Here is a 26,261-nt window from a genome sequence, read left to right as displayed (position 1 = left end):
GATTAAATACCATGAAATTTAGGCCTATTGACCCAAATAATCGCCGTTTAAAAATTGCAAGCGCTCCATTTACCCATGATAATCAAAGCACTAGCCTTGTTATGCTATGGGTGATATTGGCCGCTTTGCCTGGTATTGCGGCACAAATTTACTTTTTTGGTATTGGTACTCTCTATCAAATTGTTTTAGCCATAATCACGGCCATTATCGTCGAGGGCATTGCTATTCGCCTTCGTCAAAAGCCTGTATTGAATGTACTCAAAGATAACTCTGCGGTTGTAACGGCGCTATTATTAGGTATTAGCCTACCGCCATTAGCGCCGTGGTGGATGATCGTTTTAGGGACAGCTTTCGCGATAATTATTGCAAAACAATGCTATGGTGGATTAGGACAAAACCCATTTAACCCTGCTATGGTCGGTTATGTTGTACTCTTAATTTCATTTCCCGTACAAATGACCAGTTGGTTACCTCCCCATGAGTTACAGACTTTAAATATCAATGCATTAGAAAGTCTATCAATTATTTTTACAGGGCATACCCCAACTGGAGTTACGCTTGATGCCTTACGAATGGGTGTCGATGGAATGAGCCAAGCAACCCCATTAGACAGTTTTAAAACAGGGCTTTTAACTCATCCTATTTCAGATGTTTTACAGCAGCCTATTTTGCAAGGCTCTCTCGCTGGTATTGGCTGGCAATGGGTGAATATTGCCTATTTAGTCGGTGGCGTAATCATGTTGAATCGCCGTATTATCAGTTGGCAAATCCCTGTTGCATTTCTCGCTACATTGGCATTTTGTGCAATCGTAAGCTGGTTAATCGATTCTGGGCGCTACTCTCCACCTTTAGTGCAATTACTCTCAGGCGCAACTATGTTAGGGGCCTTCTTTATTGCAACTGACCCGGTAACAGCCTCCACAACACCAAAAGGTCGCTTAATTTATGGTGTGATGATTGGTTTATTAGTATGGTTAATTCGTGTTTATGGTGGTTATCCCGATGCCGTCGCTTTTGCTGTCTTATTAACCAACATTACCGTTCCTCTCATTGACCACTATACGCAACCCCGTGCATACGGGCATGGACATAAGTAAGGAGGCTGTATGTTGAATACGATGCGCCGTCATGGGGCTATTTTGGCGCTATTTGCAGCAGGTACAACGGCTCTCAGTGCTACGGTTTATACGTTAACTAAGGATACCATTGCTCAACAAGCGGCGATTGTGCAAAAGCAATTACTTGACCAAGTCGTGCCAACCCGTTTATATGATAATGATTTTGGACAAGAGTGTTATTTAGTCGGTGCTGAGGCCCAACTTGGCGGTAAACAACCCCATCGACTGTACATTGCACGAAAGAATGGTGAACCTGTCGCCGCCGCTCTCGAATCGATTGCGCCTGATGGCTATTCTGGCGCGATACATCTATTAGTTGGCGCTGATTTTAACGGTAATGTCCTTGGTGTTAGGGTGACTGAACATCATGAAACCCCCGGACTCGGCGATAAAATTGAAACTCGAATTTCCGATTGGATCACGCTATTAACAGGTAACGTTGCTTCTGAGCAGGACCCTAAATGGGCGGTAAAAAAAGATGGTGGTAATTTTGATCAATTTACGGGTGCGACAATAACGCCAAGAGCGGTTGTGAATGCCACTAAGCGCACTGCTGTTTTTATGCAAAAAATACCACAAAATCTATCAAGTTACCCAATTTGTGGAGCTGAATAATCATGAGTGAATCTAAAGAACTTTTTGCCCAAGGCTTATGGAAAAATAACTCAGCGCTGGTACAACTTTTAGGGCTATGCCCTTTACTCGCGGTTTCATCAACAGCAACCAATGCACTAGGACTTGGGCTTGCCACAACACTGGTATTAATCTGTACCAATGTGGCTGTCTCGGCATTTCGTCGTTGGGTACCGAGTGAAATCCGTATACCTATTTATGTCATGATTATTGCTTCTGTTGTTAGCGCCGTACAGATGTTGATTAATGCTTATGCTTTCGGCCTCTATGAGTCTTTAGGCATTTTTATTCCCCTGATTGTGACAAACTGTATTGTTATTGGCCGCGCGGAAGCCTATGCATCAAGGAATCCAGTGCCACTTTCAGCCGTTGATGGACTTGCTATGGGATTAGGGGCTACCGCGGCTTTACTTGTTCTCGGCGCTATGCGTGAAATTTTAGGCAATGGCACGTTATTTGATGGTGCAGATTTACTTTTAGGGCCATGGGCTAAATCATTAAGAATTGAAGTGTTACAGCTTGACTCTCCGTTTTTACTCGCTATGCTGCCACCGGGTGCTTTTATCGGTCTAGCATTAATGCTTGCGGGTAAATATTTAATTGATGAAAAAATGAAAAAACGAGCCGCTCTCAAGTCAGGTCTGCAACCTGAACGTGAATACCCAAAAGAACAAGGATGCGGCAGCCATATTTCTAGATAAAATTGATTGTGAGCTATGAATAAATCAAAACGTATTGAGATATTAACTCGTTTACGCGATAACAATCCCAATCCAACAACGGAATTACAATTTAATTCCCCTTTCGAGCTGCTGATCGCTGTTTTGCTATCAGCACAAGCCACGGATGTTAGTGTTAACAAAGCAACCGCTAAATTATATCCGGTAGCAAATACACCTGAAGCTATGTTGGCGCTAGGTGTTGATGGCATCAAAGAATATATAAAAAACATTGGGCTATTTAACACCAAAGCGGAAAGTGTGATTAAAACTTGTAAGATCTTAATTGAAAAACATAACAGCCAAGTGCCCGAAGATCGTGCCGCGCTCGAAGCCTTACCCGGCGTGGGTCGCAAAACAGCCAATGTTGTTCTAAATACAGCATTTGGTTGGCCAACTATCGCTGTTGATACCCATATTTTTAGGGTCTGTAATCGAACTAACTTTGCACCGGGTAAAAATGTTGTCGAAGTGGAAGAAAAGCTCCTAAAAGTCGTCCCCGCTGAGTTTAAAGTCGATTGCCACCATTGGTTTATTTTGCATGGTCGCTATACCTGTATTGCTCGTAAGCCTCGTTGTGGTTCTTGCATTATCGAAGACTTATGCGAATTTAAAGATAAAGTTTACCCTGAAAATTAATATTACACTGCTCCCAGTAATTTGTTCACGATGCAATTTTTTCTTGCTCTAAGACTTTGTCTTACGTAACAATGGGAGTCAAACTCAACCTCCATAAAAACGGTAAGTATGTTTCAAGACAACCCATTGCTCGCGCAACTCAAACAGCAGCTACATTCTCAAACCCCACGAGTTGAGGGTTTGATAAAAAGTACCGACAAAGGTTTCGGTTTTCTCGAAGTAGATGGACAAAAAAGCTACTTTGTACCTCCTCCGCAGATGAAGAAAGTCATGCATGGTGACCGTGTTGTGGCTGCCATTCATACCGATAAAGACCGTGAATTCGCTGAGCCAGAAGAACTTGTCGAACCTTTTCTCACGCGTTTTGTAGGTCGAATTCAGAAAAAAGATAATGATAACCGTTTATTCGTTATTCCAGATCATCCGCTACTAAAAGATACGATTTCTTGCCGCCCAACCAAAGACGTTACCCATGAATTTGCACAAGGAGATTGGGTTGTTGCTGAAATGCGTCGTCACCCCTTAAAAGGTGATAAAGGTTTTTACGCTGACATTACAGAATTCATTACGGATGGTGAAGACCATTTTGCGCCTTGGTGGGTAACACTGCGTCGTCATCAACTTGATCGTGCAGAGCCACAAATGGTGGATAGTGAACGTGACGATGAAGGCATTGAACGCATTGACCTCACTCACCTTCATTTTGTCACTATCGATAGTGCCAGCACGGAAGATATGGATGATGCGCTCTATGTTGAAAGAACCCCTGAAGGTAATCTAAAGCTTTATATTGCTATTGCCGATCCAACCAGTTATATCAAAGAAGGCAGTGAATTAGATAAACTGGCTTTGGCACGTTCTTATACCAATTATCTTCCTGGTTTTAACATTCCAATGCTACCTCGTGAGCTATCCGACAACCTATGCTCTTTGCGCCCTAATGAGCAGCGCCCTGCACTTGTCTGTGCCACGACGATATTAGCAGATGGCAGTATCGCTGAAGATATTCAATTCTTTAGTGCTTGGGTTGAGTCTAAATCTAAATTGGTTTACGACGAAGTTTCTGATTGGTTGGAAAAAACAGGTAGTTGGCAGCCAGCTAATCCAGCGGATCAACAACAGATCGAGTTACTAAAAGAGATGGCTGATAAACGCCATCAATGGCGTCAACAAAATGCACTGGTGTTTAAAGATCGCCCTGATTATCGTTTCCTATTAGATGATAAAGGCAATGTCATTGATATCATTGTAGAAAGCCGCCGTACAGCAAATCGTATTGTCGAAGAAGCCATGATAACGGCTAACCTGTGTGCAGCAATACAACTGAAAAACAGCTTAGGTTTTGGTGTATTTAATGTCCACATGGGCTTTGAACCATTACAAATTGACCAAGTCGTACAAACGTTGAAAGATCATGGTATCGAAACGACCGCGGACGCATTGCTAACTTTGGAAGGTTTCCGTCAACTACGTCGTCAGTTAGATGCACAACCGACCCAATTCTTAGACAGTCGTATCCGCCGCTTCCAAACATTTGCTGAGGTGAAAAGTGAACCCGGCCCGCATTTTGGCTTAGGTTTTGACGCTTACGCAACTTGGACATCACCGATTCGTAAATATACAGACATCGTTAACCATCGGTTATTAAAGTCTGTGATTGCTGGCGAGCCTTCAACGAATAAGCCAACAGAAGAGTTGTCAATAAAATTAGCTGAACGCCGCCGTGCAAACCGCATGGCTGAACGCGATGTCGGTGATTGGCTATATGCGCGTTTCTTAAAGCCATTTGAGGGGACTGACCAAGTTTTCCCAGCGGAGATCATCGATATTACTCGTGGTGGTGTTCGTGTCCGACTCACCGATAATGGTGCTGTTGCTTTTATCCCAGCGCCGTTCTTACATGCTGTGCGCGACGAAATACAATGTAGCCAAGAAACGGGCAGCGTATTAATTAAAGGTGAACCTGCGTACAAACTCAACGATATTATTCATGTCAATATCGCCGAAGTGCGTATGGAAACACGTAATATCGTTGCTCGCCCCGCCGCATAATTCTTTTTAATACTATACTATAAATATGCTACTGATTTTATCAGTAGCATATTGTTTTATTGCCGTCTTATTTAGTCTACAACACTTAGTTATATTTCCGTTTTTTATAGATATTAATTCCCGATAATTCTGATTCGTATAATTACTGATTGTGATAATTTGGTTACGTCCACAAAACTCGGAGTCACTAAAATGAACACGACAAGTAAACGCGTTACGACATTCGCTTTAGCCACTATTATCGCTATTAGCCTGAGTGCATGCTCAAATATGTCAAAACGAGACAAGAATACCGCTGTAGGTGCTGGCGTAGGTGCCGTAGGTGGGGCAATCCTAACGGGAGGTAGCACACTAGGAACTGTTGGTGGCGCTGCTGTTGGTGGGATTATTGGACATCAAGTCGGAAAATAAATTCATGGCTAAGGGGCTTTCCCCTTAGCCTGTATTACGATCAGCCACCCGCTAACTTAACGTGATAGCCTTTTGCTTCTAAAAGTTGTTTGATTATGTCGCGTTTATCGCCTTGGATCTCAATATCACCGTCTTTTACTGAGCCGCCACAACCGCACTTTTTCTTCAATTCCGCAGCCAGTTTTGCCAGTTCGCCATCGTCTAGATCAAGTCCGGTAACAATACAAACGCCCTTACCTTTACGCCCAGCCGTTTCACGACGGATCCTAATAATACCGTCTCCTTTAGGGCGTTGGATTTTAGGCTTCTCTTGTTCTATTCGCCCACTCTCAGTGCTATAGACTAGGCGACTATTTGAATCACTCATACTCAAGCCTTAATCGATTGGTTGATTTGCTGTAATGCTAATGCAGGGTTATCGCTACGAGTGATCGGCCGACCAATCACCATATAATCAACCCCTGCTTGTAATGCATCTTGTGGCGTCATGATACGACGTTGGTCACCCACATCACTTCCTACAGGGCGAATGCCTGGCGTGACTAATTTAAAATCACGACCACACAATGATTTTAATCTTTTTGCTTCGTGCGCTGAACACACGACACCATCTAAACCACACTCTTTCGTCAATAATGCCAAACGTTCAGCATGCTCTGCCGGTGTTGCATTAATACCAACCCCCAGCAAATCAGATTGATCCATACTGGTTAAAACGGTAACTGCTGTTAATAATGGCGCTTCTTTACCATAAGGCTCTAATGCTTTTCGGGCGGCTTCCATCATACGGCTGCCACCACCTGCATGAACGTTCACCATCCAAACCCCCATCTCTGCTGCCGCAGCGACTGCACGAGCAACGGTATTTGGGATATCGTGGAATTTCAAATCAAGGAAAACCTCAAAGCCTCGTTGATGCAGTGACTTGACAAAGTGCGGGCCATTAAAGGTAAACATCTCTTTACCGACTTTCAAACGGCATTCACGGGGATCAATTAGGTCAACAAACGCCAATGCAGCGTCTACATCTTCATAGTCGAGTGCAACAATGACTGGCGAGTGAGTAGATACACAAGCGTGGTTTTCTGTTGAAGAAATCATTTAGTTGTAGCCTTAATCATATTTGGTAAAAAGTGACACTGTCACTGTCCATCTAATCCACGAATTGGTTTGATTGTGTCCCATGAACGGCAAGATGGGCAATGCCAATATAACGAATGTGAGGTAAAACCACATTTGTGGCAACGGTAATCGGGTTTAGTTCTAATTTGCTCACCCACCATTTTGCGTAACAGGATTAAGCTTTCTTTTGCTCGCCCTTCTTCCGCTTCTTGTAGGTGGTAATCCATTAAGCGATAAAATAATCGCATGGTGGGATGGCGTTGAATCTGATCATTAATATAACTTGCAGCAGCCTCATGATTCTGTTTATCAACAATAATATCGGCTAAGTAAAGTTCAGCAATTGCGCCCGTATTGCCAGCAACACATTGACGTAAGTACGTTTCCCAATCTTCGATATTCGCAGTTTGTTGGTAGCAATCATGCAATAAAGGCAAGGTTTCAGCCACCAGCTCTCTGTCTTGTTCATAAACTTGTTTTAGGACCGCAATGGCTTTGTCATACTGCCCTTGCTCAATAAAAATGCGCCCTTTCATAATCGACACACGAGCACAGGTTTTATCGGCCTGTTCTGCCTTATTGAGTAAGCTTAATGCACCATCAAGGTCGTCACTGCTAAGATGTTGGCTAGCTAGCTCACAATAGAAATGCGCAATATTTTCACGTTGATCTTCATTACCCAATTTAACTAATTTGGTGGCAATCTCGATAGCCTTACTCCATTCACTAGTCAGTTGGAAAATACTGAGTAATGACTGCAAGGCATTTTGCTTAAAATCGACCTCATCAGTTAATTGCTGAAACATATTTTCAGCGCGATCATAAACCCCTGCCGCCATATAATCACGACCGAGTTGCTGAGTGGCTAAAAGACGTTGTTCAAAAGATAATGATGCACTTTCAACAAGCGATTGATGAATTCGGATTGCTCGTTCAACCTCACCTCGGGAGCGAAATAAATTACCTAATGTGAGATGTGCTTCAAATGCAGAGCTATCCTCTTTCAACATATCGAGAAAGAGGTCAACAGCTTTATCTTGCTGATTTGACAAAAGAAAGTTAACACCCGTCACATAGTCTCGTGACAGGCGATTAGCATGTTGCTGCTTGTCTTGTTGAGCGCTTCGACGCCCCATATACCAGCCGTATGCAGCCGCGACAGGTAACAACAGAAACAGCAGCTCAAACATACAAGTTTATTCCTTGTTCTTCTGAGCCACAATTTCTGTAGAATCAGAGAATGTTTTATCATCCACACTCAGTTGGGATTCAAGGCGTTTGATTTTACGGCGCGCATTTTTCAGGCTAACCACCGCACGCAAATAAAACAGCCCTGCAACTAACCAACCGAGCACAAAACCGACCCCAAACAACGAAGCCAAAAGCGAAGATAATGCAAAATCTCCCTGCGCAATCAGATAGTTAAATGTAATCACCTGATTATTGCTTGAGCCTAGCGTTATTGAAATGATAAAAATCACAACAGCTAGTAATAATATCAGAAAATATTTCACATTCTTTCCCGTTATCCGTTTTTATGAAATGAAATTATCTACCTGATAAGGTAGCATTTCTGGCGCACTCAGACAAAGTAATTTATCTTATACGCCGACTTTGCTGATGCCTTATGGCGCTTATTTAAGCGACTTTTGTGCTATCACTCGCGACTTATGCTCGCTCTTTTAATACAGCACATGCCACCAAGGCTAGAATCGCGCTAATGATAATGGAGGCAATAGCATCAACTGGCCAATGCATTCCTAGTAGCAATCGACTCAAAACAATCCCTTCAGCCCACACAGCAATTATCACTGAAAGTAGATATTGCCTACGCTGCCAAAATAGCCCGATCAATAATAACGCCCAACCTGCGGCAAATAAAACATGGCCTGATGGAAATGAATACCCTGTTTCAGCCTGCCAATGTTTCCGTTGCCATGACGGAACCTGAGCATTTTCTTTAACAAACTGTTTAATTACCTCGGCCCGTTGTTTTCTTTTTAATTCATAAAAATCTGAATTCGAAATGCCATACTCTTTTTCTAACCAAACCACATAAGGTCGTGGTTCTTGGAGACTGTTTTTAACAATCCCTTTGATACCTTGTCCCGCAAGAATACAACAGATAATCACGATCCCCCATAAAATGGTGTGTTTTAATTTGAGCTTACAAACATAAAAAGTCAGAGCGAGTAAAACGGTTGAGGTTATTAGGCTATAAGGGAGCCCCGCAGTTTCGGTTAACCAAAACAGCCATTTAATCGATTCTACTTTCGATGACGGCAGCCAATACCAGCCGCTCATCCACAGTACGGTAGGCGGAATAAGTAATAAAACAGCAAAAGCGATGATGGGATATATTGATCTATTCATTTTATGCTATTTATGCCTGTTGAGTATTTGAATTAATAAAATTTGATTCACAAGTGATTAACTCTGTTATAGTAATGAATAGGAGACCGTGTGCAAATAAAAGTCTTCTCTATATGCTAAACACCATATAGCATCGATAGATTATCCCCTATCGATTAACGTTCTTAATTACGCAAGAGTTATTTCAACTAATGAATGAAAATATGCAGCTAATACGTGTTGCCGAAGCCAAATTACCCACTCCTTTCGGCGAGTTCTTAATGGTCGGGTTTGAGGAAATAGCAACCGGTCGTGACCACGTCGCTCTCATTTTTGGCGATATATCAGGTCCGGAACCAGTGCTCAGTCGTATCCACTCCGAATGCTTAACGGGTGATGCGTTATTCAGCTTACGCTGTGATTGCGGTTTCCAATTAGAAGCAGCACTTTCTCAGATTAGTAAAGAAGGCCGTGGAGTGCTACTTTATCATCGCCAAGAAGGTCGCAATATTGGCCTACTCAATAAAATTCGTGCCTATGCATTACAGGATCAAGGCTTAGATACCGTCGAAGCGAATCTTAAATTAGGTTTTAAAGCGGATGAGCGCGATTTTACACTGTGCTCTGACATGTATAAATTATTGGGTATTAACGAAGTCCGCTTATTAACCAATAATCCTAAAAAAATTAATATTATGCGTGAAGCCGGCATTAATGTTGTTGAACGTGTTCCTTTAATTGTTGGCCGTAATCCAAGCAATGCTCATTACTTAGATATAAAAGCTGAGAAAATGGGGCATATGCTATTTAAGCATCAATAATTTTTCAAAAATGGAAGAGCTTATGATCGCGCTCTTCCTTTACCAATATTAAAATAATAACAATCGGTTGTATGACTTTCCCTCTCTGATATATTCACTTTCACTCTATAAGGTTTATACTGTTACCCATCAATGATCTCGAAAAATAAATTTAACGACTTAAATTTATTTCTCTGATAATAAGGAGCTACGGTGAATAACCTGCATTCTATCCAACGTATGAGAAGATTACGCAAAACTGAAAAAATGCGTGACCTTTTCCAAGAAACGCATCTTTCCCTTAATGACCTGTGTCTACCTATCTTTGTTGAAGAAGGTATTGACGATTATAAACAAATCGACAGTATGCCTGGCGTTGTACGTATCCCTGAAAAACGTTTAGCCTTTGAAATAGAACGTATTGCCAAAGCAGGCATTAAATCTGTGATGACATTTGGCGTTTCTCATCATTTGGATGAAACGGGTAGCGATGCGTGGCAAGAAAATGGTTTAGTCGCACGTATGTCACGCATATGTAAAGATACCGTCCCCGAAATGATTGTGATGTCAGATACTTGTTTCTGTGAATATACATCACATGGTCATTGTGGTGTTATGCAGGGTGATATTGTTGATAATGATGCCACAATCCATAACTTAGGTTTGCAAGCAGTGGCTGCTGCTCGAGCAGGTGCGGACTTTATCGCCCCTTCAGCTGCAATGGATGGACAAGTTGCAGCCATTCGCCACGCTCTAGATGCAGCGGGTTTTACAGACACCGCAATCATGTCTTACTCCACAAAATTTGCGTCAGCGCTCTATGGTCCATTTAGAGATGCGGCAGGCTCTTGTTTGAAAGGTGACAGAAAAACCTATCAAATGAATCCGATGAACCGCCGCGAAGCCATTCATGAATCATTGATTGATGTTCAAGAAGGCGCTGATGCACTAATGGTTAAACCCGCGGGAGCTTATTTAGATATCATTCGTGACCTACGCGAACGTACTGAATTGCCGATTGGCGCTTATCAGGTTAGTGGCGAATATGCACAAATTAAATTTGCTGCAATGGCGGGAGCGATCGACGAAACTCGCGTGACGCTTGAAACTTTAGGTGCAATCAAACGCGCTGGTGCTGATATGATTTTCACCTATTTTGCACTTCAACTCGCTGAAGACAAAATTCTGTCCTTCTAATGATTGTCTACAGTGCCCGTTAATGCATTCATTAACGGGCATTTTCATTTACCCTTTTTGCCTGTTAAGTTGTTCTGTTAATCGTAGGGCATAACTTTGCGCAACACTTGGGTCATGTAGGCCTGTAATCAACAATTTTTGCTTTTCATCGGCAGTCTTTGCAGCCACTCCCCAGCAGGCGATATCCGCCCTTGAGTGAGGCATTTCATCCAAATTGGCTACTTTTTCTGGCATGGCCACAATAGCGTTGTTTTGAGATAAGGGGACTATATCTATTGCGACATAATCCGCATGACGACCTAATGGGAATTCTTTATCTACCAATAAACGGAGATCACAAACTTCAGTTTCGGGTGTTTGCATCACAATGGAATATAAATTTGGAATATGTTCAAGAATATCTCGAACTTCATTTTGATAATGATGACTTGACGAACTTGACGAGGTAGAGACGAGAATATCTGCAGCCCAAAGTGCACCTTTGTAAAAATCCGTTGCATTAATATCTGCCATATCTTTTTCCTTTACGTTAGATCATTTCATTAGCCCGTTTATATCTTATCGAATATCAATATACGCTATTTGTATCCGCCGATTTAAAAATACGTCCCCACTCCTTACGCATTTTTATCCCCCTGTGAGCAGTTATTCCCCCCTTACCGACCGCAAAATGTATTTCGCCACCCAAAAAACACTCTGTACATCCATTCATAGAGCCTAACAGCAACATCATCATAACCTGAAGTTAATCGCATTATATTGCGAAATAACAATAAAAAACGCCCATTGTAAAAATACATATGGGCGTTTTTAACTAACAAATGCCAAAAATTAGTGCAGCATTTGACGGATCACATAATGCAAGATACCGCCATTTCGGTAATATTCCATCTCGGTGGCTGTATCAATGCGGCAACGTGTGGCGATTTCTTTCACCTGCCCATCTCCATAGGTGATTTTCACCACGATATGTTGACCCGGCTCAATGGATTGCAAGTACTCAACATCTATACGCTCATCACCTTTAAGCCCCAGCGTTTTACGTGTGGTGCCTTGTGGGAATTCCAGAGGAATAACCCCCATACCAATGAGGTTAGAACGGTGAATACGCTCATAAGATTCTGCAATCACCACGCGAACACCCAGCAAATTAGTGCCTTTTGCTGCCCAATCTCGACTCGAACCAGAACCATATTCCTTACCGGCAATGATGGCTAAAGGCAATTTTTCTTTTTGGTACAGCATGGCGGCATCATAAATTGCCATTTGTTTGCCCGTTGGAATATGTTTTGTATAGCCACCTTCAACCCCTGGCACCATTTCATTACGAATACGAATATTTGCAAACGTACCACGCATCATCACTTCATGGTTACCACGGCGAGAACCGTAGGAGTTAAAATCAGCGACAGCCACACCATGTTCCTGCAAGTAGCGTCCCGCTGGACTATCTACCTTAATATTCCCTGCTGGAGAAATATGGTCCGTTGTGACTGAATCGCCTAATATGGCCAGAATATGTGCTCCATGGATATCCTGAACAACCTCTGGTTCCGCCTTCATACCTTCAAAGAAAGGTGGATGACGGATATAGGTTGAATCCTCCTGCCAGTGATAAGTAGAGGAGCTTTCAACCTGTAATGCTTGCCATGCTTCGTCTCCATCAAAAACAGCACTGTATTCTTTACGGAACATTTCTGTTTTCACTTTTTCAACCGCTTGGGCAATTTCAGCGCTTGATGGCCAAATATCTTTCAGGTAGACATCATTACCTTGATGGTCTTTACCTAGCGGGTCTGTTTTGACATTGATATTCATGTTGCCCGCGAGTGCATAGGCAACCACCAGCGGTGGTGACGCAAGCCAATTGGTTTTGACTAAAGGATGGATCCGCCCTTCAAAGTTGCGGTTTCCAGATAATACCGCCCCTACGGTCAAATCGCTCTCTTTGATCGCTTGTTCAATCGGTTCTGGTAATGGACCTGAGTTACCGATACAAGTTGTACAACCATAACCCACAAGATTAAAGCCTAATTTGTCTAAATACGGCGTCAAACCGGCTAAAGCTAAATAGTCGGTAACCACTTTAGAACCCGGCGCTAAAGAAGATTTAACCCAGGGTTGACGCGTTAAGCCTTTTTCTACTGCTTTTTTCGCTAATAGCCCAGCAGCCATCAGGACACTTGGGTTTGAGGTATTTGTACAAGATGTTATTGCCGCGATGACAACAGCACCATCGGTCATGTCAAAGGTTTGTCCTTGATAATTTACCGTTGGATGTGCCGCTTTATCTTTTTTATTCAGTTCCAATTCGACAGCGGCTTGAAACGCTTTTGGTACTTGGCTCAGTTCGACGCGATCTTGTGGACGCTTAGGCCCTGCTAAACTGGATTCCACTGTCGACATATCAAGCTCTAAGGTGCTCGTAAAGATCGGTTCATCACCGGCATGACGCCATAAACCTTGCTCTTTAGAATAAGCTTCCACCAACGCAATTTCATCATCACTGCGTCCTGTTAGCTTCATATACTCTAATGTGACATTATCTACAGGGAAGAAACCACAGGTCGCACCGTATTCTGGCGACATGTTCGCGATCGTTGCCCTATCCGCCAATGGTAAATCCGCAAGGCCATCACCATAAAACTCAACAAACTTACCAACCACACCATGCTTACGTAGCATTTGTGTGACCGTTAAAACTAAGTCCGTTGCAGTAATACCTTCACGTAATTTGCCTGTCAGTTTAAACCCGACAACATCAGGGATGAGCATTGAAACGGGTTGACCGAGCATAGCGGCCTCAGCCTCAATTCCCCCAACCCCCCAGCCTAATACACCAAGGCCATTGATCATGGTTGTATGTGAATCGGTACCCACTAAAGTATCTGGGTAGGCATATAATTGACCATCAATTTCTTCATACCACACTGCTTTACCGAGGTACTCTAAATTCACTTGGTGGCAAATACCAGTACCCGGTGGAACGACTCTAAAGCGGTTAAACGCTTTTTGTCCCCAACGCAAAAAGAGATAACGTTCATGGTTGCGCTTCATTTCAATTTCAACGTTATCATCAAATGCTTTGTCGGTCGCAAATTCATCAACCATCACCGAGTGGTCAATAACAAGATCCACCGGAGACAACGGATTGACTTGATTAACATTACCACCTAACGATTTCACCGCTTCACGCATCGCAGCCAAATCAACAACCGCCGGTACCCCTGTAAAGTCTTGCATCAGTACCCTAGCGGGTCGATAAGCTATTTCTCTCTCAGCATGCCCCGTTTTTTGCCAATCGATGATCGCTTGCAAATCAGCTTCGACCACTGATTTGCCATCAATATTACGCAACAGGTTTTCAAGTAGGACTTTGAGGGATTTGGGTAGCTTCGTAGCATCACCGAGTTGTTTAGTAGCAATCGGCAAACTGAAGTAATTATAGAGCTTGCTTCCGACACTGAGTGTTGATGCACTCTGTGTTTTTAGACTCAACGACATAACTCCTCCTTGGTTTTATGATGATTATGGGTCATCTTACTTGCCTAACAAATTCACAATGTTTTGTTAATTACTTGTAATTATAGTTGCTGAAAATATTTACTTTATGGATTTTGTGTCAAATCCTTAAATTCTCTGTGCTTTTCATCAAAAAATACAAAAAAATTTAAGAAAAATAGGTATCGAAATATAATATGAGAAATTCGCTCGTCTTATGAGCAATCATTAAATGACTTAAATAGAAACCTTATGTCGCGCATAAAAACAGGCGACATAAGGTAAAGAAAGGGGTTGAAAGGTGTCATTACACGATAGGCAATTTAATGTCTTTAAACATCTCTTCAATATCTTCATTGTTACGAAGTGCAATCGCCTTATCCACAACATCCCGAGTAAGATGAGGGGCAAAACGCCAAATAAAGTCATACATATAACTACGCAAAAAGCTGGTTCGCTTAAAGCCTATTTTCGTTGTGCTATAGCTAAATTTATCCCGCATATCAATCACAACGAGATCACTATCCAACTCAGGGTTCACCGCCATACTCGCAATGATACCAATCCCTAACCCAAGACGAACATAGGTTTTAATAACGTCCGCATCTGTTGCCGTAAAAATAATTTTAGGCTCAAGATTTGCCTTTTGAAAAGCAATATCTAATTCAGAACGCCCTGTAAAACCGTGGGTATAAGTCACTATCTGGTATTGTGCTACATCCTCAATCGTGACATTTTTCTTCTCCGCTAACGGGTGATCTTTTTTCACCACAACACAGCGATTCCAGTGATAACAAGGAAGCATGATCAAATCACTATAGAGATGCAACGCTTCTGTTGCTATTGCAAAGTCACTATTTCCCTTACAGACTTCTTCAGCAATTTGGGTCGGCGAGCCTTGCTGCATGTGCAATGAAACATGTGGATAACGCTCGATAAAACCTTTGATGACAGGCGGTAATGCATAGCGTGCTTGGGTATGCGTTGTCGCAATATGCAAGGTGCCTTTATCTGGATATGTATGCTCCCCTGCAACTGAGCGAATGGCCTCTATTTTTGACAAAACCTCACGAGAAATACGGATCACCTCTTCACCGGCGGGTGTAACATGAGTGAGATGTTTACCACTGCGAGCAAAGATTTGAATACCTAGCTCATCTTCTAGCATGCGAACTTGTTTACTGATGCCTGGCTGTGAGGTAAATAGCCCTTCAGCAGTTGAAGAGACATTCAAGTCATGATTAACCACTTCAACAATATAGCGTAATTGCTGTAATTTCATTTTTAGGTTCACCTCTACAGAGCGTGTCAGAATTTAGCTATAGCTAAAAATTATTACTTATAATTAAAAGCTATATATATGATATTTAATATAACTAATATAACACCATAATGCAGACTGTGAATAGCCAGATGATGAAATTCCACATAAGTTAATTTAAATATAAAACTATTTATACAGTTAACTAGTAAGGAAATGCAAAGTTATGACCCAATTTTCGTAAACTATGATTGAATAGGAGATAAGCAACTTTGTAAGATGGGTAAATCCACTTTAGCCTTAGTAATGGAAATTAAAATTCTCAACGAAGAGAGGACGTTACATGCAGAAAAACATTTTGGCGCTCATTATCAGTATGTCGACTATCGCCATGGCCCCTCAGCTGTATGCCAAAGAAATTTCCTATGGAAATCAAAAGATTGTTTTATCAGACAACATCGCTTCTGGTGATGATTTTTATCGCTACGTGAATCAGGATTGGATCAGTAAGGCAAAGATCCCTACCGGTATGCCACGCATCAACTCGTTTGTTGAGCTATACCTAACCACAGAAAAGCAGCTACAAAGTATTATTGACCAACTTCAAAACGCGCCGGCCAACACGCTCAATCATAATCAAACAAATATTCGTAACTTGTATGCTAGCTACCTTAATGAAGAGGCCATCGAAAAAACTGGCATTGCGCCTCTTAAGGAAGAGTTAGATGCCATTAGCCATGCGAAAAACCATAATGATATTAGCAAATTGATGGCATTACCTGCTTATACGCCATTTATTTCTTATTGGGTCGACCTTGATGCCAAACAACCTGATACTTATGTTTTATACCTTGGTCAAGGCGGTTTAGGCTTACCGAATCGTAATTATTATCTCGACGACACCCCTCAGATGGAAGATATTCGCAAAAACTATATTGCTTATATCGCAACAATCTTAAACTTAGCGGGTGAAAAAGAGGTTGAGCAGAAAGCTCAGCAAATTTTTGCTCTAGAAAAATCCATGGCTCAGGTGCATTGGAGCCCAGAAGCACGTCGCGATACGATCAAAAATTATCATCCCATGACGCTCGATGAAATGAAAAATTTCACTGAAGGATTTGAGTGGGATAACTTCATAAATCAATGGCAACTTTCAAACAAACAATTGAATAAGGTCATTGTGGAAAATGATAGTGCTGTAAAACAGTTAGCAAAAATCTATGCTGATACCCCCGTCTCGACACTTCAAGACTATCTGCGTTTTCATTATTTAAGCGACCAAGCCCCCTATTTAAACCGTGATTATTCTGACGCTAGATTTGATTTTTATTCACGTAAATTGAATGGTATTGAAAAACAAAGATCCCGCAAAGAACGTGCTCTTGAAACAGTAAACCGTTTACAAGGCGAGCCGATGGGCCAGATTTATGTCGAGAAATATTTCGACCCTGAATCAAAAGCTAAAATTACTGAGCTGGTGAGTTATATTAGAGGCACTTTCAATTCACGCTTAAAAGATAATGACTGGATGGATAACCCAACGCGTGAAGAAGCGCTCAAAAAGCTTGAACAATTTACCGTTAAAGTAGGCTACCCTGATAAGTGGAATGATTTTAGTAGCATTAATTTAAAGCCTGATACTTTATTGGATAACTATAAGCAAGTCTTGAATTGGTCCTATCAGGATAACATGAGCAAAATAGGACAACCGGTTCGTCAATGGGAATGGGGAATGACACCTCAAACCATTAATGCGTATTTTAATCCTGTTCAAAATGAGATTGTATTCCCTGCCGCAATTTTGCAGGCGCCATTCTTTGACCCTAATGTTGACCCTGCTTATAACTACGGCGCTATTGGCGCTGTCATCGGCCATGAAATGGGCCATGGGTTCGATGATCAAGGAAGCTTATATGATGGTACAGGGCAACTTCGTAACTGGTGGAGTGATGCTTCAAAACAACACTTCAAGCAGAAGACTGATAAATTAGTTGAGCAATATGATGGCTTTAGTGTCGATGGCCAAAAAGTGAATGGTCAACTCACATTAGGGGAAAATATTGGTGATTTGGGCGGCCTTAATATCGCGCTGAGCGCGTATAAGCAATTCGTCAAAGAGAATTACCCAAATGGTGAAGCACCTATTATTGATGGCACAACGGGATTACAACGTTTCTTCATTTCTTGGGCAAGAACTTGGCAAGAACTGTCAAATAAAGAATCTGAACGAAACAAAATCTTAACCGACCCGCATAGCCCAAACCAATTCAGAGCGAATGGTGTCGTACGAAATATGGATGAATGGTATCAAACATTCTCTGTTGATAAAGATAACAAATTATATCTTGAGCCAGAACAGCGTATCCGTATTTGGTAATTAACCATTAACAAAGGCGCTAGCAATGAGTGCCTTTGTTAGTTCTGACAAATACAGGTAACTGTATATTTATACAGTTACCCATGAATTCAGCATCAACCTTCTCTTAATAAAAATAAATTATTTATTTTCAATAAATTAAAGTCCCTGAATACCTCAGAGCCTCATAGTAAGATTGATTTTTGGTCGGGTTTTATTAGTAACTGTATATTTATACAGTTACCCATGAATTCAGCACCACCCTTCTCTTAATAAAAATAAATTAAAGGCCCTGAATAACTCAGAGCCTCATCGTAAGATTGATTTTTCGTCGGGTTTCCCTAATAACTGTATTTACATACAGTATTATTTAATAACACCGCACGCCATACGAGCTCCACCACCCCCTAGCGCTTCCGGATGGTCAGAGTAATTATCCCCGCCAACGTGCACCATTAGAGCACGGTTTTCAACGTCTTTGAGTGTTTTTAAGCGTGGCGCTAATACGGCATAATCCGCATTACCTTTAGCATCAACAACTAGACCAGGTAAATCACCTAAGTGACCTGTTTTATCATAAGGGCCTTTGTGAACGCCGGTTTTCGCTGGATCCATATGCCCACCCGCTTTTAATGCAGGCACTGTTTTACCTTCTTTTTCGCCAGCTTCACAGCTTGGGTTTTCATGAATATGGAAGCCATGAACCCCGCCTTGTAGGCCTGTTAATTTTGGTGAGAACAGTAACCCATAATCCGTTTCGGAAATAACAACCTCACCAATGGCTTTACCTTCACCTTGTGGAGTTGCTTCTTTCAAGACTACTGTTTTTTCCGCTGCGTTAGCTGCAAAAGCGGTGAGTAAACCAGCGAGTAAACACATTTTTAATTTCATTCTACCTCCAGTCGTGGGTCTATTTTTATACGTTTATATCGTTACATTGATTATTGCGTTTGTTGCTAAAAAGCGGATAAATATCAATAAACTGATAACTATTGATATTCGCTATTTATCAGCATAGCAAACCCGCATCATATTGCTTTGCGGTTAGCCACATAAATCAATACTTAACCTAAATATACGCATTTTTAAGACTGCGCCTGAAAAGTGATAAAGATAATAAACCGTTCATCAAAGATGGGATTTCAGGGGGAGAGGATGAACCCTATGTCACCCCTGAAAATTATTTGAGTTCTTACAGAGAAAAAGGCGATAGAATCGTCTATCGCCTTTGGCTTTTAGAGGGGCAATATAAAGAATGTTACTTCTCTTTTGCTTCCCATTTACCGTCTACAAAAAATGCACTCCAACCCGTCGCTTTGCCATTTTTCTCAGAAGAGACATATTGTTGCTTGGTTTTACGGCTAAAACGTACCACTGTTGGATTACCTTCTGGGTCTTGCGCTGGCGCATCTGCTAAATATTTTAGCTTTTCAGGTAATCGGTCCTTGAAGCGTTGCAGTTCTTCCACCAGAGGTGCTCGAGTTTCACGCGATTTAGGGAACGTGTTTGCCGCAAGAAATACCCCAGCAGCACCATCACGCAATACAAAATAAGCGTCTGATTTCTCACATGGCAATTCAGGCAATGGAACCGGATCTTCTTTTGGTGGTGCTATCTCACCATTTTTTAAGATCTTACGCGTGTTTTTACATTCTTCATTTGTGCATCCCATATAAGGCCCAAAGCGCCCTGTTTTTAGGTGCATTTCAGAACCACATTTGTCACATTCAATGACAGGGCCATCATAGCCTTTAATACGGAATTCACCCTCTTCAATCTCATAACCTTCACAGGCTGGGTTATTACCGCAAACATGCAATTTACGTTGATTATCAATCAAGTAGCTATCCATCGCTGTGCCACATTTCGGGCAACGGCGCTTAGCACGTAACGCATTAGTTTCCGCATCATCACCCTCAAGTATATTCAATACTTCATGTTCAGGTATCAAATTGATGGTTTTCTTACAACGTTCTTTTGGTGGAAGCGCGTAGCCTTCACAACCAAGGAATACACCGGTTGATGCAGTACGAATTCCCATATGACGTTCACAATCAGGACAAGTAATTGATGTGATCACCATTGGGTTAGTACGCATTCCACCTTCTTCAGGCTCTTTCTCTGCAATATCCAACTGCTTGCTAAAGTCAGAGAAGAATTCATCTAACACGGCTTTCCATTCAGCTTCATGGTTAGCAATATGGTCAAGTTGATTTTCCATACGTGCCGTGAAATCGTAGTTCATCAGATCGTTAAAGTTTTCTTCCAATCTATCAGTGACGATTTCACCCATTTTTTCTGCATAGAAACGACGGTTTTCAACTTTAACGTAACCCCTATCTTGAATAGTCGAGATAATTGCCGCATAAGTTGATGGGCGACCAATGCCACGTTTCTCGAGCTCTTTAACCAAAGAGGCTTCACTAAAACGTGCTGGAGGCTTAGTAAAGTGCTGACTTGGTAGCAGTTCAACGAGTGACAATTCAGAGCCCACCTGAATTGGTGGCAATGTTTTATCTTCATCGTTTTTACGCAGAGCAGGCATGACACGCGTCCAACCATCGAAACGCAAAGTACGCCCTTTGGCTTTTAGCTCAAAATCCCCCGCTTTCACCGTTAATGTCGTCGAATCATATTTTGCAGGTGTCATCTGACAAGCCACAAATTGATTCCAAATTAACTGGTAAAGTTTTTTCGCATCAGCTTCCATGTCTTTTAGTGAATCAGTTAAGACATCAACACTTGACGGACGAATTGCTTCGTGAGCTTCCTGCGAATTATCTTTGCTCGTGTAAACGTTAGCTTCTTTTGGTAAATATTTCTCACCAAAATTGTCATTGATGTAACCACGCGCCATATTGATTGCGTCTTGGCTCAAGTTCGTTGAGTCAGTACGCATATAAGTGATATAACCCGCTTCATAAAGACGCTGAGCCATCATCATGGTTTTTTTCACACCGAAACCTAGGCGAGTACTTGCCGCCTGTTGTAATGTCGATGTGATAAAAGGTGCGCTTGGTTTACTTGACGTTGGTCGATCTTCACGATCAACAACTTGGAAACGAGCTTTTTCAAGCACGCTCACCGCCGCTTCGGTCTGAGCTTTTGTAACTGGCTTGAAAGGTTTACCTAATTGGTGTGTGACTTCCATACGTAATGCTGCAATATTTTTGTCAGCAAGATCTGCATGAAGCTCCCAATACTCTTCCGGCACAAACGCTTTAATTTCACGTTCACGTTCAACAATCAAACGTACCGCAACGGATTGCACACGCCCCGCGGATAAACCACGCGCAACTTTTTTCCACAATAAAGGCGATACCATATAACCCACAACACGATCCATAAAACGGCGTGCTTGTTGAGCATTGACCCTGTCAATGTTTAACTCACCTGGGTTTTCAAATGCTTGAGTAATCGCATTTTTAGTAATTTCATTGAACACGACACGACTGAAGCGAGAATCATCGCCTCCAATCACTTCGCGTAAATGCCATGCAATTGCTTCCCCTTCACGGTCAAGGTCCGTCGCAAGATAGACATGATCTGCATCTTCCGCTAACGCTTGTAATTCAGAAACGACTTTTTCCTTACCCGGCAATATCTGGTAATTCGCCTTCCAACCATGGTAAGGATCAACCCCCATACGTTTCACAAGCGCTGTTTGAGGGTCTTTTTTAACCTTTTTAGTTTTGTCGGTAGATGAGCCTGTACTCTTTTGTGAGCCGGACCCGCTTTTCGGCAGATCGCGAATGTGGCCGACGCTGCTTTTTACAACGTAGCCACTGCCAAGATACTTATTGATCGTTTTGGCTTTTGCCGGGGACTCCACGATAACAAGAGCTTTACCCATATTTACCTTTACCTAAATTTCTACAATGGCGCATTTCTACATTAAAATGCACAAAATGAAAATCTCTTTTTTATATTGCGGCACAATTGCAATATATCAATATAATTTCTTTAAATAGTTTGCGTTTAAGCAAAAACTACCAGACCAATCACGCTATGCTAAAAAGAATACAAAGTGTGCTAGCTGACTGATTTTAGCCGTATAATAACTAATTATGGCTAACGAAAAGCACACACTCTACCTGATAAAACGCCAGACGCAACCAATTATTTTTTTTATGGGGCTAACTTATGGATAACAATATTCAATCTATAACACAAAATGAACTTCTAGAAAAAGCCAATGAGATCATAAGGAAGCATGATGACTTCATTCATGGGATGTTCGTTCATACCGTCGAGCAACACCGTGACACTTTAGTCTTTAAAGGTGAATCTTTTCTCGATGCCAATGGTATTCCAACAACCAAAAGTGCCGCGGCTTTCAATATGTATAAACATCTATCACATATACTGTCTGAACAGTATCGCCTTAAGTAATAATGCCTAAGCAAAAAATTACCGGCTTTTAGCCGGTAATTAATAATAGTTATGAAATGTATTTTTTGCGAGAAAACTTAATCTCAATTTAATTACATAAATGGTTTCTGACCACGCTGCCACCAGCGTAATAACAACTTATCGACATTTTCAGAAACACTCCCCGTAAACCTTTCTAACATTTTTTTACTTTGAGTATAACGAACACTGATTATTTCTTTGGTTTCTACCGCAGAAATAATAATATCATCACTGACACCAATTTGATCAATCAACCCTTTCTCAAGTGCTTGACTACCATACCAGTATTCGCCAGTCGCAACCGCATCGATATCCAATGATGGGCGGTTTTGATGAACAAACTGCTTAAATAACTCATGAGTTTCATTAAGGTTTTCAACAAACTTCTTACGCCCTTGTTCGGTATTCTCACCTAACATAGTTAACGTACGTTTGTATTCACCCGCTGTATGTAACTCAACATCAACATCATGTTTTTTTAACAAACGGTGGATATTAGGTACTTGAGCAACCACGCCTATTGATCCTAGGATAGCAAAGGGAGCCGCAACAATTTTATTCGCGATACAGGCCATCATATAGCCACCGCTTGCCGCAACTTTATCGACAGCTATCGTTAACGGAATATTTTTTTCTTTAATGCGCGAAAGTTGCGATGCAGCCAAACCATAGCCATGCACCATCCCACCAGGGCTTTCAAGACGTAATAAAACTTCATCATGAGCTTCTGCCACAGCCAGAATAGCACTGACTTCTTCTCTTAAAGAATTCACTTCTCGCGCATCCATACTGCCTTTAAAGTCTAAAACATATAAACAAGGCTTTTTAACTGTCGTTTGACCTATTTTAGCCCCTGCTTTTTCATTTTTTTCCTGCACCTTTTGTTGTTTCTTAAATGCTTTCATCCAAACTTTATGCTCAGATGCATTCATTTTAACTTGCTGCATTTGGCGTTGGCGCTCACGATAATTCTCACCTAAATCAGTAAGTTTTAGCTCACCTCTACCACCTTGGCGACGCATTCCAACACCAAAAACAAAAACGGCTAGTGCGATAATCGCAACGACTATCGTGACAACTTTTGCCAAAAATAGTCCATACAGAGAGAAATACTCCACAAAATCATCCTTCTCATGTTTATCTTGATAAAAATAGTCTCATGATTGCTCTTAAACAACCAGTAAAATAACTCTGCTTTTTATCGTAATTTCACTTAAATCTCTACGCTACATTAGCCAATAGCATCAATCAATGAGATGATATCGTAACTGTTAACAAATAGGATAGGAAAAATACTATGCTCCACTATCAACCCAAACATGACCTGCTAAGTCGTAAAACCCTTTTAGTTACTGGGGCCGGTGATGGTATTGGCCGTGAAGCCGCATTAACCTATGCCCGCTTCGGTGCCTCTTTAATCCTTGTAGGTAGAACAAAACATAAGCTTGAAAGCGTTAGCCAAGAAATCGAAAAACTCACTGGCAAAGCGGCTGATATCTATGTATTAGACCTATTAACAGCCCCTTATGAACAGTATGTTGAGTTAGCCGATGAAATTGCTAAAAAGCACCCTTATCTTGATGGCGTGTTACATAACGCTGGGCTATTGGGTGTTGTAGCACCAATCATCGAGCAGCCCGCTGACTTATGGCATGATGTTATGCAGGTCAACGTTAATGCTTCATTTATGTTAACTCAAGTTTTGCTTCCTCTATTATTGAAAGCGCCAAACGCATCCCTTGTTTTCACCAGTTCCAGCGTAGGTAAAAAAGGCCGCGCAGACTGGGGAGCTTACTCTGTTTCTAAATTTGCGACTGAAGGCCTAATGCAGATTCTCTCTGAGGAGTATAAAAATACTGGCTTACGTGTGAATTGCATTAATCCAGGACGTACACGAACCAGTATGCGTGCTAGCGCTGCGCCAGATGAAGATCCAATGACCATCAAAGCCCCCGCTGATATCATGCCAATCTATCTATTCTTGATGAGTAATGATAGCTTACGTAAAACTGGCATTAGTTTTGATGCTCAACCGGCTCAACAAGTCAAGGCAACGGAGTGATTTTATGTCTCAAAGTCGACATGAAGAACGCCAACAACGTCTAAAAGAAAAAGTCGATGCTCGAATTGAAGCCGCTCAATTAGAGCGAGGCATTTTGCTTGTTTTTACAGGGAACGGTAAAGGCAAAACAACCGCGGCATTTGGTACAGTTTGCCGAGCGGTAGGTCATGGCCAAAAAGCGGCGGTAGTGCAATTTATCAAAGGCAGCTGGGATAACGGTGAACGTGAATTATTGCAACCTCATGGTGTCGCTTTTCATGTCATGTCCACAGGTTTTACATGGGAGACCCAAGATCGTGAAGCCGATACCCTTGCCTGCCTTGATACATGGCATCATGCACAACAGTTACTGACCGACCCATTAATCGATTTGGTTGTGCTTGATGAAATCACTTATATGATTAGCTACAATTATCTGCCGCTAGAAGTCGTGATACATGCCCTCACTCATCGGCCTGAAAATCAATCAGTGATTATTACGGGACGAGGCTGTCATCGTGATTTACTCAATTTAGCCGATACTGTAACAGAAATGCGCCCTGTCAAACATGCATTTGATGCCGGTATAAAAGCCCAAAAAGGGATAGATTGGTAACTCTCTTTTCAACTGCCGGTAGGCTCACTCGCGTATCGGCAACTTAGTGATACATCAACGTACCAGCACCAAATATCGCGCGTGTTTGCTGCATAAATTCAGCATATTTACGTTTTTCTTGTAATGAGCTTCTATCGCTCCCCATTTGGCTATAAATGATCGCCATATGCGAAATTTTATTATGATATTGATTGTAATAAAATTGCTTTCTTTGCGGATCGAGTGAACGCCGGAAGCTATCGATCAGATTAACCACCTCTTGAGCATGCAGCTGCAAGGCCTCATCTGAGAAATCGGGTTGAGTGAGAGGGTAATCAAAATGAACAGTCACTGATTGATTGGCGTGATTCACCATTTTTTTCACAATAAGCTGTGATATCAATCCATCCTCTTGATGAATTAAGTCTACTAATTCTTTATGCGTCAAACATTTCGTTTTCACTTGGCTGACTGTTGTCGAGCTGTTTATCTCTTCAGGCACCGCTTCCCCAACGTGAAAATCACAATTAAACACATTATTATCAATAATATAATCATTACTACTATTGATTCTACCATTTAGCAGATAACCATTCACGACTAAGGATTGTTTCTTTAAATGATGAATAGAAGGAATACCTTCAGTGCCATGAACAAAACTGTATGTATAATAAATTTGCTTATTGGGATTGAGAATGCCGCCTTTATTGCCTGGGTACACAATAAATTGTACAGCTTTGCCTGACATTGTCGTCATCAAATGCGGCCCTGGCCGTAATAGAATACTGCCCACCCCTTGATGTGGAATAACGATCGGCTGGTAATCGATAAAAAATATCAAACTTTCTGATGAATCGTTTGTGAAATAAAAACGCCCACTTTCAGATGTTATCGTTTTGGGATCATCACAAGCGCTAATACTGAAGCCTAAACTAACGACTAGCAACGTCTTGATTAATCGAAAACCAATCATAGAAGACAATAACCTTTTATTCTATCCTTACAGCCAATGAAAGTACCGTAAACACCGGGTATTCTCAAATACGTTTTT

The 26,261-nt window shown here is 41.6% G+C and carries 24 protein-coding genes; 12 read left to right on the top strand and 12 right to left on the bottom strand.

What is annotated here, in order from left to right; translation table 11 throughout:
* The first annotated feature begins 11 nt into the window (after positions 1-11).
* From rsxD to osmB, 6 genes are all read left to right on the top strand, one after another.
* Entirely contained in the window at positions 12-1,097 is a 1,086-nt protein-coding gene (gene rsxD / locus O7C57_RS10430) for an electron transport complex subunit RsxD (protein WP_154624605.1), read from the top strand.
* Between the two features lie 9 nt (positions 1,098-1,106).
* Entirely contained in the window at positions 1,107-1,733 is a 627-nt protein-coding gene (rsxG, locus tag O7C57_RS10425; RefSeq protein ID WP_154624604.1) for an electron transport complex subunit RsxG, read from the top strand.
* A gap of 2 nt (positions 1,734-1,735) precedes the next feature.
* Positions 1,736-2,452, top strand: coding sequence for an electron transport complex subunit E (locus O7C57_RS10420; RefSeq protein ID WP_154624603.1), 717 nt, complete (start codon positions 1,736-1,738; stop codon positions 2,450-2,452).
* A gap of 15 nt (positions 2,453-2,467) precedes the next feature.
* The gene (gene nth, locus O7C57_RS10415) at positions 2,468-3,109 is read left to right on the top strand and encodes an endonuclease III (RefSeq protein ID WP_269723096.1); all 642 of its coding nucleotides are present in this window, start codon (positions 2,468-2,470) and stop codon (positions 3,107-3,109) included.
* Between the two features lie 108 nt (positions 3,110-3,217).
* Positions 3,218-5,161: an exoribonuclease II gene (locus tag O7C57_RS10410; protein WP_250000452.1), complete on the top strand. Its 1,944-nt coding sequence runs from the start codon at positions 3,218-3,220 to the stop codon at positions 5,159-5,161.
* A 192-nt stretch (positions 5,162-5,353) separates the two neighbouring features.
* Entirely contained in the window at positions 5,354-5,572 is a 219-nt protein-coding gene (gene osmB / locus O7C57_RS10405; RefSeq protein WP_154624600.1) for an osmotically-inducible lipoprotein OsmB, read from the top strand.
* A 40-nt stretch (positions 5,573-5,612) separates the two neighbouring features.
* On the opposite strand, the gene yciH is transcribed toward osmB, so the two are convergent.
* The 5 genes from yciH to pgpB form a co-directional block, all read right to left on the bottom strand.
* The gene (gene yciH / locus O7C57_RS10400) at positions 5,613-5,939 is read right to left on the bottom strand and encodes a stress response translation initiation inhibitor YciH (RefSeq protein ID WP_269723094.1); all 327 of its coding nucleotides are present in this window, start codon (positions 5,937-5,939) and stop codon (positions 5,613-5,615) included.
* A gap of 2 nt (positions 5,940-5,941) precedes the next feature.
* Positions 5,942-6,673 carry an orotidine-5'-phosphate decarboxylase gene (pyrF, locus tag O7C57_RS10395; protein ID WP_269723093.1) on the bottom strand — a complete coding sequence of 244 codons (732 nt, stop codon included), beginning with the start codon at positions 6,671-6,673 and terminating at the stop codon, positions 5,942-5,944.
* A gap of 41 nt (positions 6,674-6,714) precedes the next feature.
* Entirely contained in the window at positions 6,715-7,884 is a 1,170-nt protein-coding gene (lapB, locus tag O7C57_RS10390; RefSeq protein ID WP_250000450.1) for a lipopolysaccharide assembly protein LapB, read from the bottom strand.
* Between the two features lie 6 nt (positions 7,885-7,890).
* Positions 7,891-8,208, bottom strand: coding sequence for a LapA family protein (locus tag O7C57_RS10385; protein WP_163861572.1), 318 nt, complete (start codon positions 8,206-8,208; stop codon positions 7,891-7,893).
* A 154-nt stretch (positions 8,209-8,362) separates the two neighbouring features.
* Complete coding sequence (gene pgpB, locus O7C57_RS10380; protein ID WP_247047042.1) at positions 8,363-9,067, bottom strand: phosphatidylglycerophosphatase B; 705 nt, start codon at positions 9,065-9,067, stop codon at positions 8,363-8,365.
* Positions 9,068-9,270: 203 nt separating this feature from the next.
* On the opposite strand from pgpB, the gene ribA reads away from it, so the two are divergent.
* Both ribA and hemB read left to right on the top strand, forming a co-directional pair.
* Positions 9,271-9,867 (top strand): GTP cyclohydrolase II, encoded by a 597-nt coding sequence (gene ribA / locus O7C57_RS10375; RefSeq protein WP_154624607.1) that lies wholly within the window; start codon positions 9,271-9,273, stop codon positions 9,865-9,867.
* Positions 9,868-10,059: 192 nt separating this feature from the next.
* Positions 10,060-11,043 carry a porphobilinogen synthase gene (hemB, locus tag O7C57_RS10370; RefSeq protein ID WP_250000447.1) on the top strand — a complete coding sequence of 328 codons (984 nt, stop codon included), beginning with the start codon at positions 10,060-10,062 and terminating at the stop codon, positions 11,041-11,043.
* A gap of 48 nt (positions 11,044-11,091) precedes the next feature.
* Here hemB and O7C57_RS10365 read toward each other — a convergent pair whose 3' ends face one another.
* The 3 genes from O7C57_RS10365 to cysB all read right to left on the bottom strand — a co-directional run bounded on the left by O7C57_RS10365 (position 11,092) and on the right by cysB (position 15,826).
* A complete protein-coding gene (locus O7C57_RS10365; protein WP_269723092.1) occupies positions 11,092-11,556 on the bottom strand; it encodes a hypothetical protein in 465 nt (154 codons plus the stop codon).
* Between the two features lie 318 nt (positions 11,557-11,874).
* Positions 11,875-14,547 (bottom strand): aconitate hydratase AcnA, encoded by a 2,673-nt coding sequence (gene acnA / locus O7C57_RS10360; RefSeq protein WP_154624594.1) that lies wholly within the window; start codon positions 14,545-14,547, stop codon positions 11,875-11,877.
* 304 nt (positions 14,548-14,851) lie between these two features.
* Positions 14,852-15,826 (bottom strand): HTH-type transcriptional regulator CysB, encoded by a 975-nt coding sequence (gene cysB / locus O7C57_RS10355; RefSeq protein WP_154624593.1) that lies wholly within the window; start codon positions 15,824-15,826, stop codon positions 14,852-14,854.
* Positions 15,827-16,148: 322 nt separating this feature from the next.
* Here cysB and O7C57_RS10350 point away from each other — a divergent pair, with 322 nt between their 5' ends.
* Entirely contained in the window at positions 16,149-18,182 is a 2,034-nt protein-coding gene (locus O7C57_RS10350) for a M13 family metallopeptidase (RefSeq protein WP_196713131.1), read from the top strand.
* Between the two features lie 345 nt (positions 18,183-18,527).
* Here O7C57_RS10350 and sodC read toward each other — a convergent pair whose 3' ends face one another.
* Positions 18,528-19,052: a superoxide dismutase family protein gene (gene sodC / locus O7C57_RS10345; RefSeq protein ID WP_163861561.1), complete on the bottom strand. Its 525-nt coding sequence runs from the start codon at positions 19,050-19,052 to the stop codon at positions 18,528-18,530.
* Between the two features lie 367 nt (positions 19,053-19,419).
* Positions 19,420-22,014 (bottom strand): type I DNA topoisomerase, encoded by a 2,595-nt coding sequence (gene topA, locus O7C57_RS10340; protein ID WP_154624947.1) that lies wholly within the window; start codon positions 22,012-22,014, stop codon positions 19,420-19,422.
* 290 nt (positions 22,015-22,304) lie between these two features.
* On the opposite strand from topA, the gene O7C57_RS10335 reads away from it, so the two are divergent.
* Positions 22,305-22,553: a DUF2498 family protein gene (locus O7C57_RS10335; RefSeq protein WP_154624946.1), complete on the top strand. Its 249-nt coding sequence runs from the start codon at positions 22,305-22,307 to the stop codon at positions 22,551-22,553.
* Between the two features lie 92 nt (positions 22,554-22,645).
* Here O7C57_RS10335 and sohB read toward each other — a convergent pair whose 3' ends face one another.
* Complete coding sequence (gene sohB, locus O7C57_RS10330) at positions 22,646-23,692, bottom strand: protease SohB (RefSeq protein ID WP_163861558.1); 1,047 nt, start codon at positions 23,690-23,692, stop codon at positions 22,646-22,648.
* A gap of 179 nt (positions 23,693-23,871) precedes the next feature.
* Between sohB and O7C57_RS10325 the strand changes: the two genes are divergently transcribed.
* Both O7C57_RS10325 and cobO read left to right on the top strand, forming a co-directional pair.
* Entirely contained in the window at positions 23,872-24,636 is a 765-nt protein-coding gene (locus O7C57_RS10325; protein ID WP_154624945.1) for a YciK family oxidoreductase, read from the top strand.
* A gap of 4 nt (positions 24,637-24,640) precedes the next feature.
* Positions 24,641-25,231, top strand: coding sequence for a cob(I)yrinic acid a,c-diamide adenosyltransferase (gene cobO / locus O7C57_RS10320; protein WP_269723091.1), 591 nt, complete (start codon positions 24,641-24,643; stop codon positions 25,229-25,231).
* A 43-nt stretch (positions 25,232-25,274) separates the two neighbouring features.
* On the opposite strand, the gene O7C57_RS10315 is transcribed toward cobO, so the two are convergent.
* Positions 25,275-26,183, bottom strand: a complete 909-nt coding sequence (locus O7C57_RS10315; protein ID WP_154624943.1) for a hypothetical protein — start codon at positions 26,181-26,183, stop codon at positions 25,275-25,277.
* Positions 26,184-26,261 lie beyond the last annotated feature (78 nt).

Source organism: Providencia sp. 21OH12SH02B-Prov, from assembly GCF_027362595.1.
Classification (GTDB): domain Bacteria; phylum Pseudomonadota; class Gammaproteobacteria; order Enterobacterales; family Enterobacteriaceae; genus Providencia; species Providencia zhejiangensis.
The sequence above is the reverse complement of the archived record's forward strand: the minus strand, read 5'-3'. Positions and strand labels throughout refer to the sequence as shown.

Coding starts and splice junctions, on each gene's coding strand:
- ribA (WP_154624607.1), top strand. CDS start 9,271: ATGCAGCTAATACGTGTTGCCGAAGCCAAATTACCCACTCCTTTCGGC.
- topA (WP_154624947.1), bottom strand. CDS start 22,014: ATGGGTAAAGCTCTTGTTATCGTGGAGTCCCCGGCAAAAGCCAAAACG.
- pyrF (WP_269723093.1), bottom strand. CDS start 6,673: ATGATTTCTTCAACAGAAAACCACGCTTGTGTATCTACTCACTCGCCA.
- rsxG (WP_154624604.1), top strand. CDS start 1,107: ATGTTGAATACGATGCGCCGTCATGGGGCTATTTTGGCGCTATTTGCA.
- cysB (WP_154624593.1), bottom strand. CDS start 15,826: ATGAAATTACAGCAATTACGCTATATTGTTGAAGTGGTTAATCATGAC.
- O7C57_RS10410 (WP_250000452.1), top strand. CDS start 3,218: ATGTTTCAAGACAACCCATTGCTCGCGCAACTCAAACAGCAGCTACAT.
- acnA (WP_154624594.1), bottom strand. CDS start 14,547: ATGTCGTTGAGTCTAAAAACACAGAGTGCATCAACACTCAGTGTCGGA.
- O7C57_RS10350 (WP_196713131.1), top strand. CDS start 16,149: ATGCAGAAAAACATTTTGGCGCTCATTATCAGTATGTCGACTATCGCC.
- sodC (WP_163861561.1), bottom strand. CDS start 19,052: ATGAAATTAAAAATGTGTTTACTCGCTGGTTTACTCACCGCTTTTGCA.
- osmB (WP_154624600.1), top strand. CDS start 5,354: ATGAACACGACAAGTAAACGCGTTACGACATTCGCTTTAGCCACTATT.
- O7C57_RS10365 (WP_269723092.1), bottom strand. CDS start 11,556: ATGGCAGATATTAATGCAACGGATTTTTACAAAGGTGCACTTTGGGCT.
- O7C57_RS10325 (WP_154624945.1), top strand. CDS start 23,872: ATGCTCCACTATCAACCCAAACATGACCTGCTAAGTCGTAAAACCCTT.
- rsxD (WP_154624605.1), top strand. CDS start 12: ATGAAATTTAGGCCTATTGACCCAAATAATCGCCGTTTAAAAATTGCA.
- O7C57_RS10420 (WP_154624603.1), top strand. CDS start 1,736: ATGAGTGAATCTAAAGAACTTTTTGCCCAAGGCTTATGGAAAAATAAC.
- cobO (WP_269723091.1), top strand. CDS start 24,641: ATGTCTCAAAGTCGACATGAAGAACGCCAACAACGTCTAAAAGAAAAA.
- yciH (WP_269723094.1), bottom strand. CDS start 5,939: ATGAGTGATTCAAATAGTCGCCTAGTCTATAGCACTGAGAGTGGGCGA.
- lapB (WP_250000450.1), bottom strand. CDS start 7,884: ATGTTTGAGCTGCTGTTTCTGTTGTTACCTGTCGCGGCTGCATACGGC.
- O7C57_RS10315 (WP_154624943.1), bottom strand. CDS start 26,183: ATGATTGGTTTTCGATTAATCAAGACGTTGCTAGTCGTTAGTTTAGGC.
- O7C57_RS10335 (WP_154624946.1), top strand. CDS start 22,305: ATGGATAACAATATTCAATCTATAACACAAAATGAACTTCTAGAAAAA.
- nth (WP_269723096.1), top strand. CDS start 2,468: ATGAATAAATCAAAACGTATTGAGATATTAACTCGTTTACGCGATAAC.
- pgpB (WP_247047042.1), bottom strand. CDS start 9,067: ATGAATAGATCAATATATCCCATCATCGCTTTTGCTGTTTTATTACTT.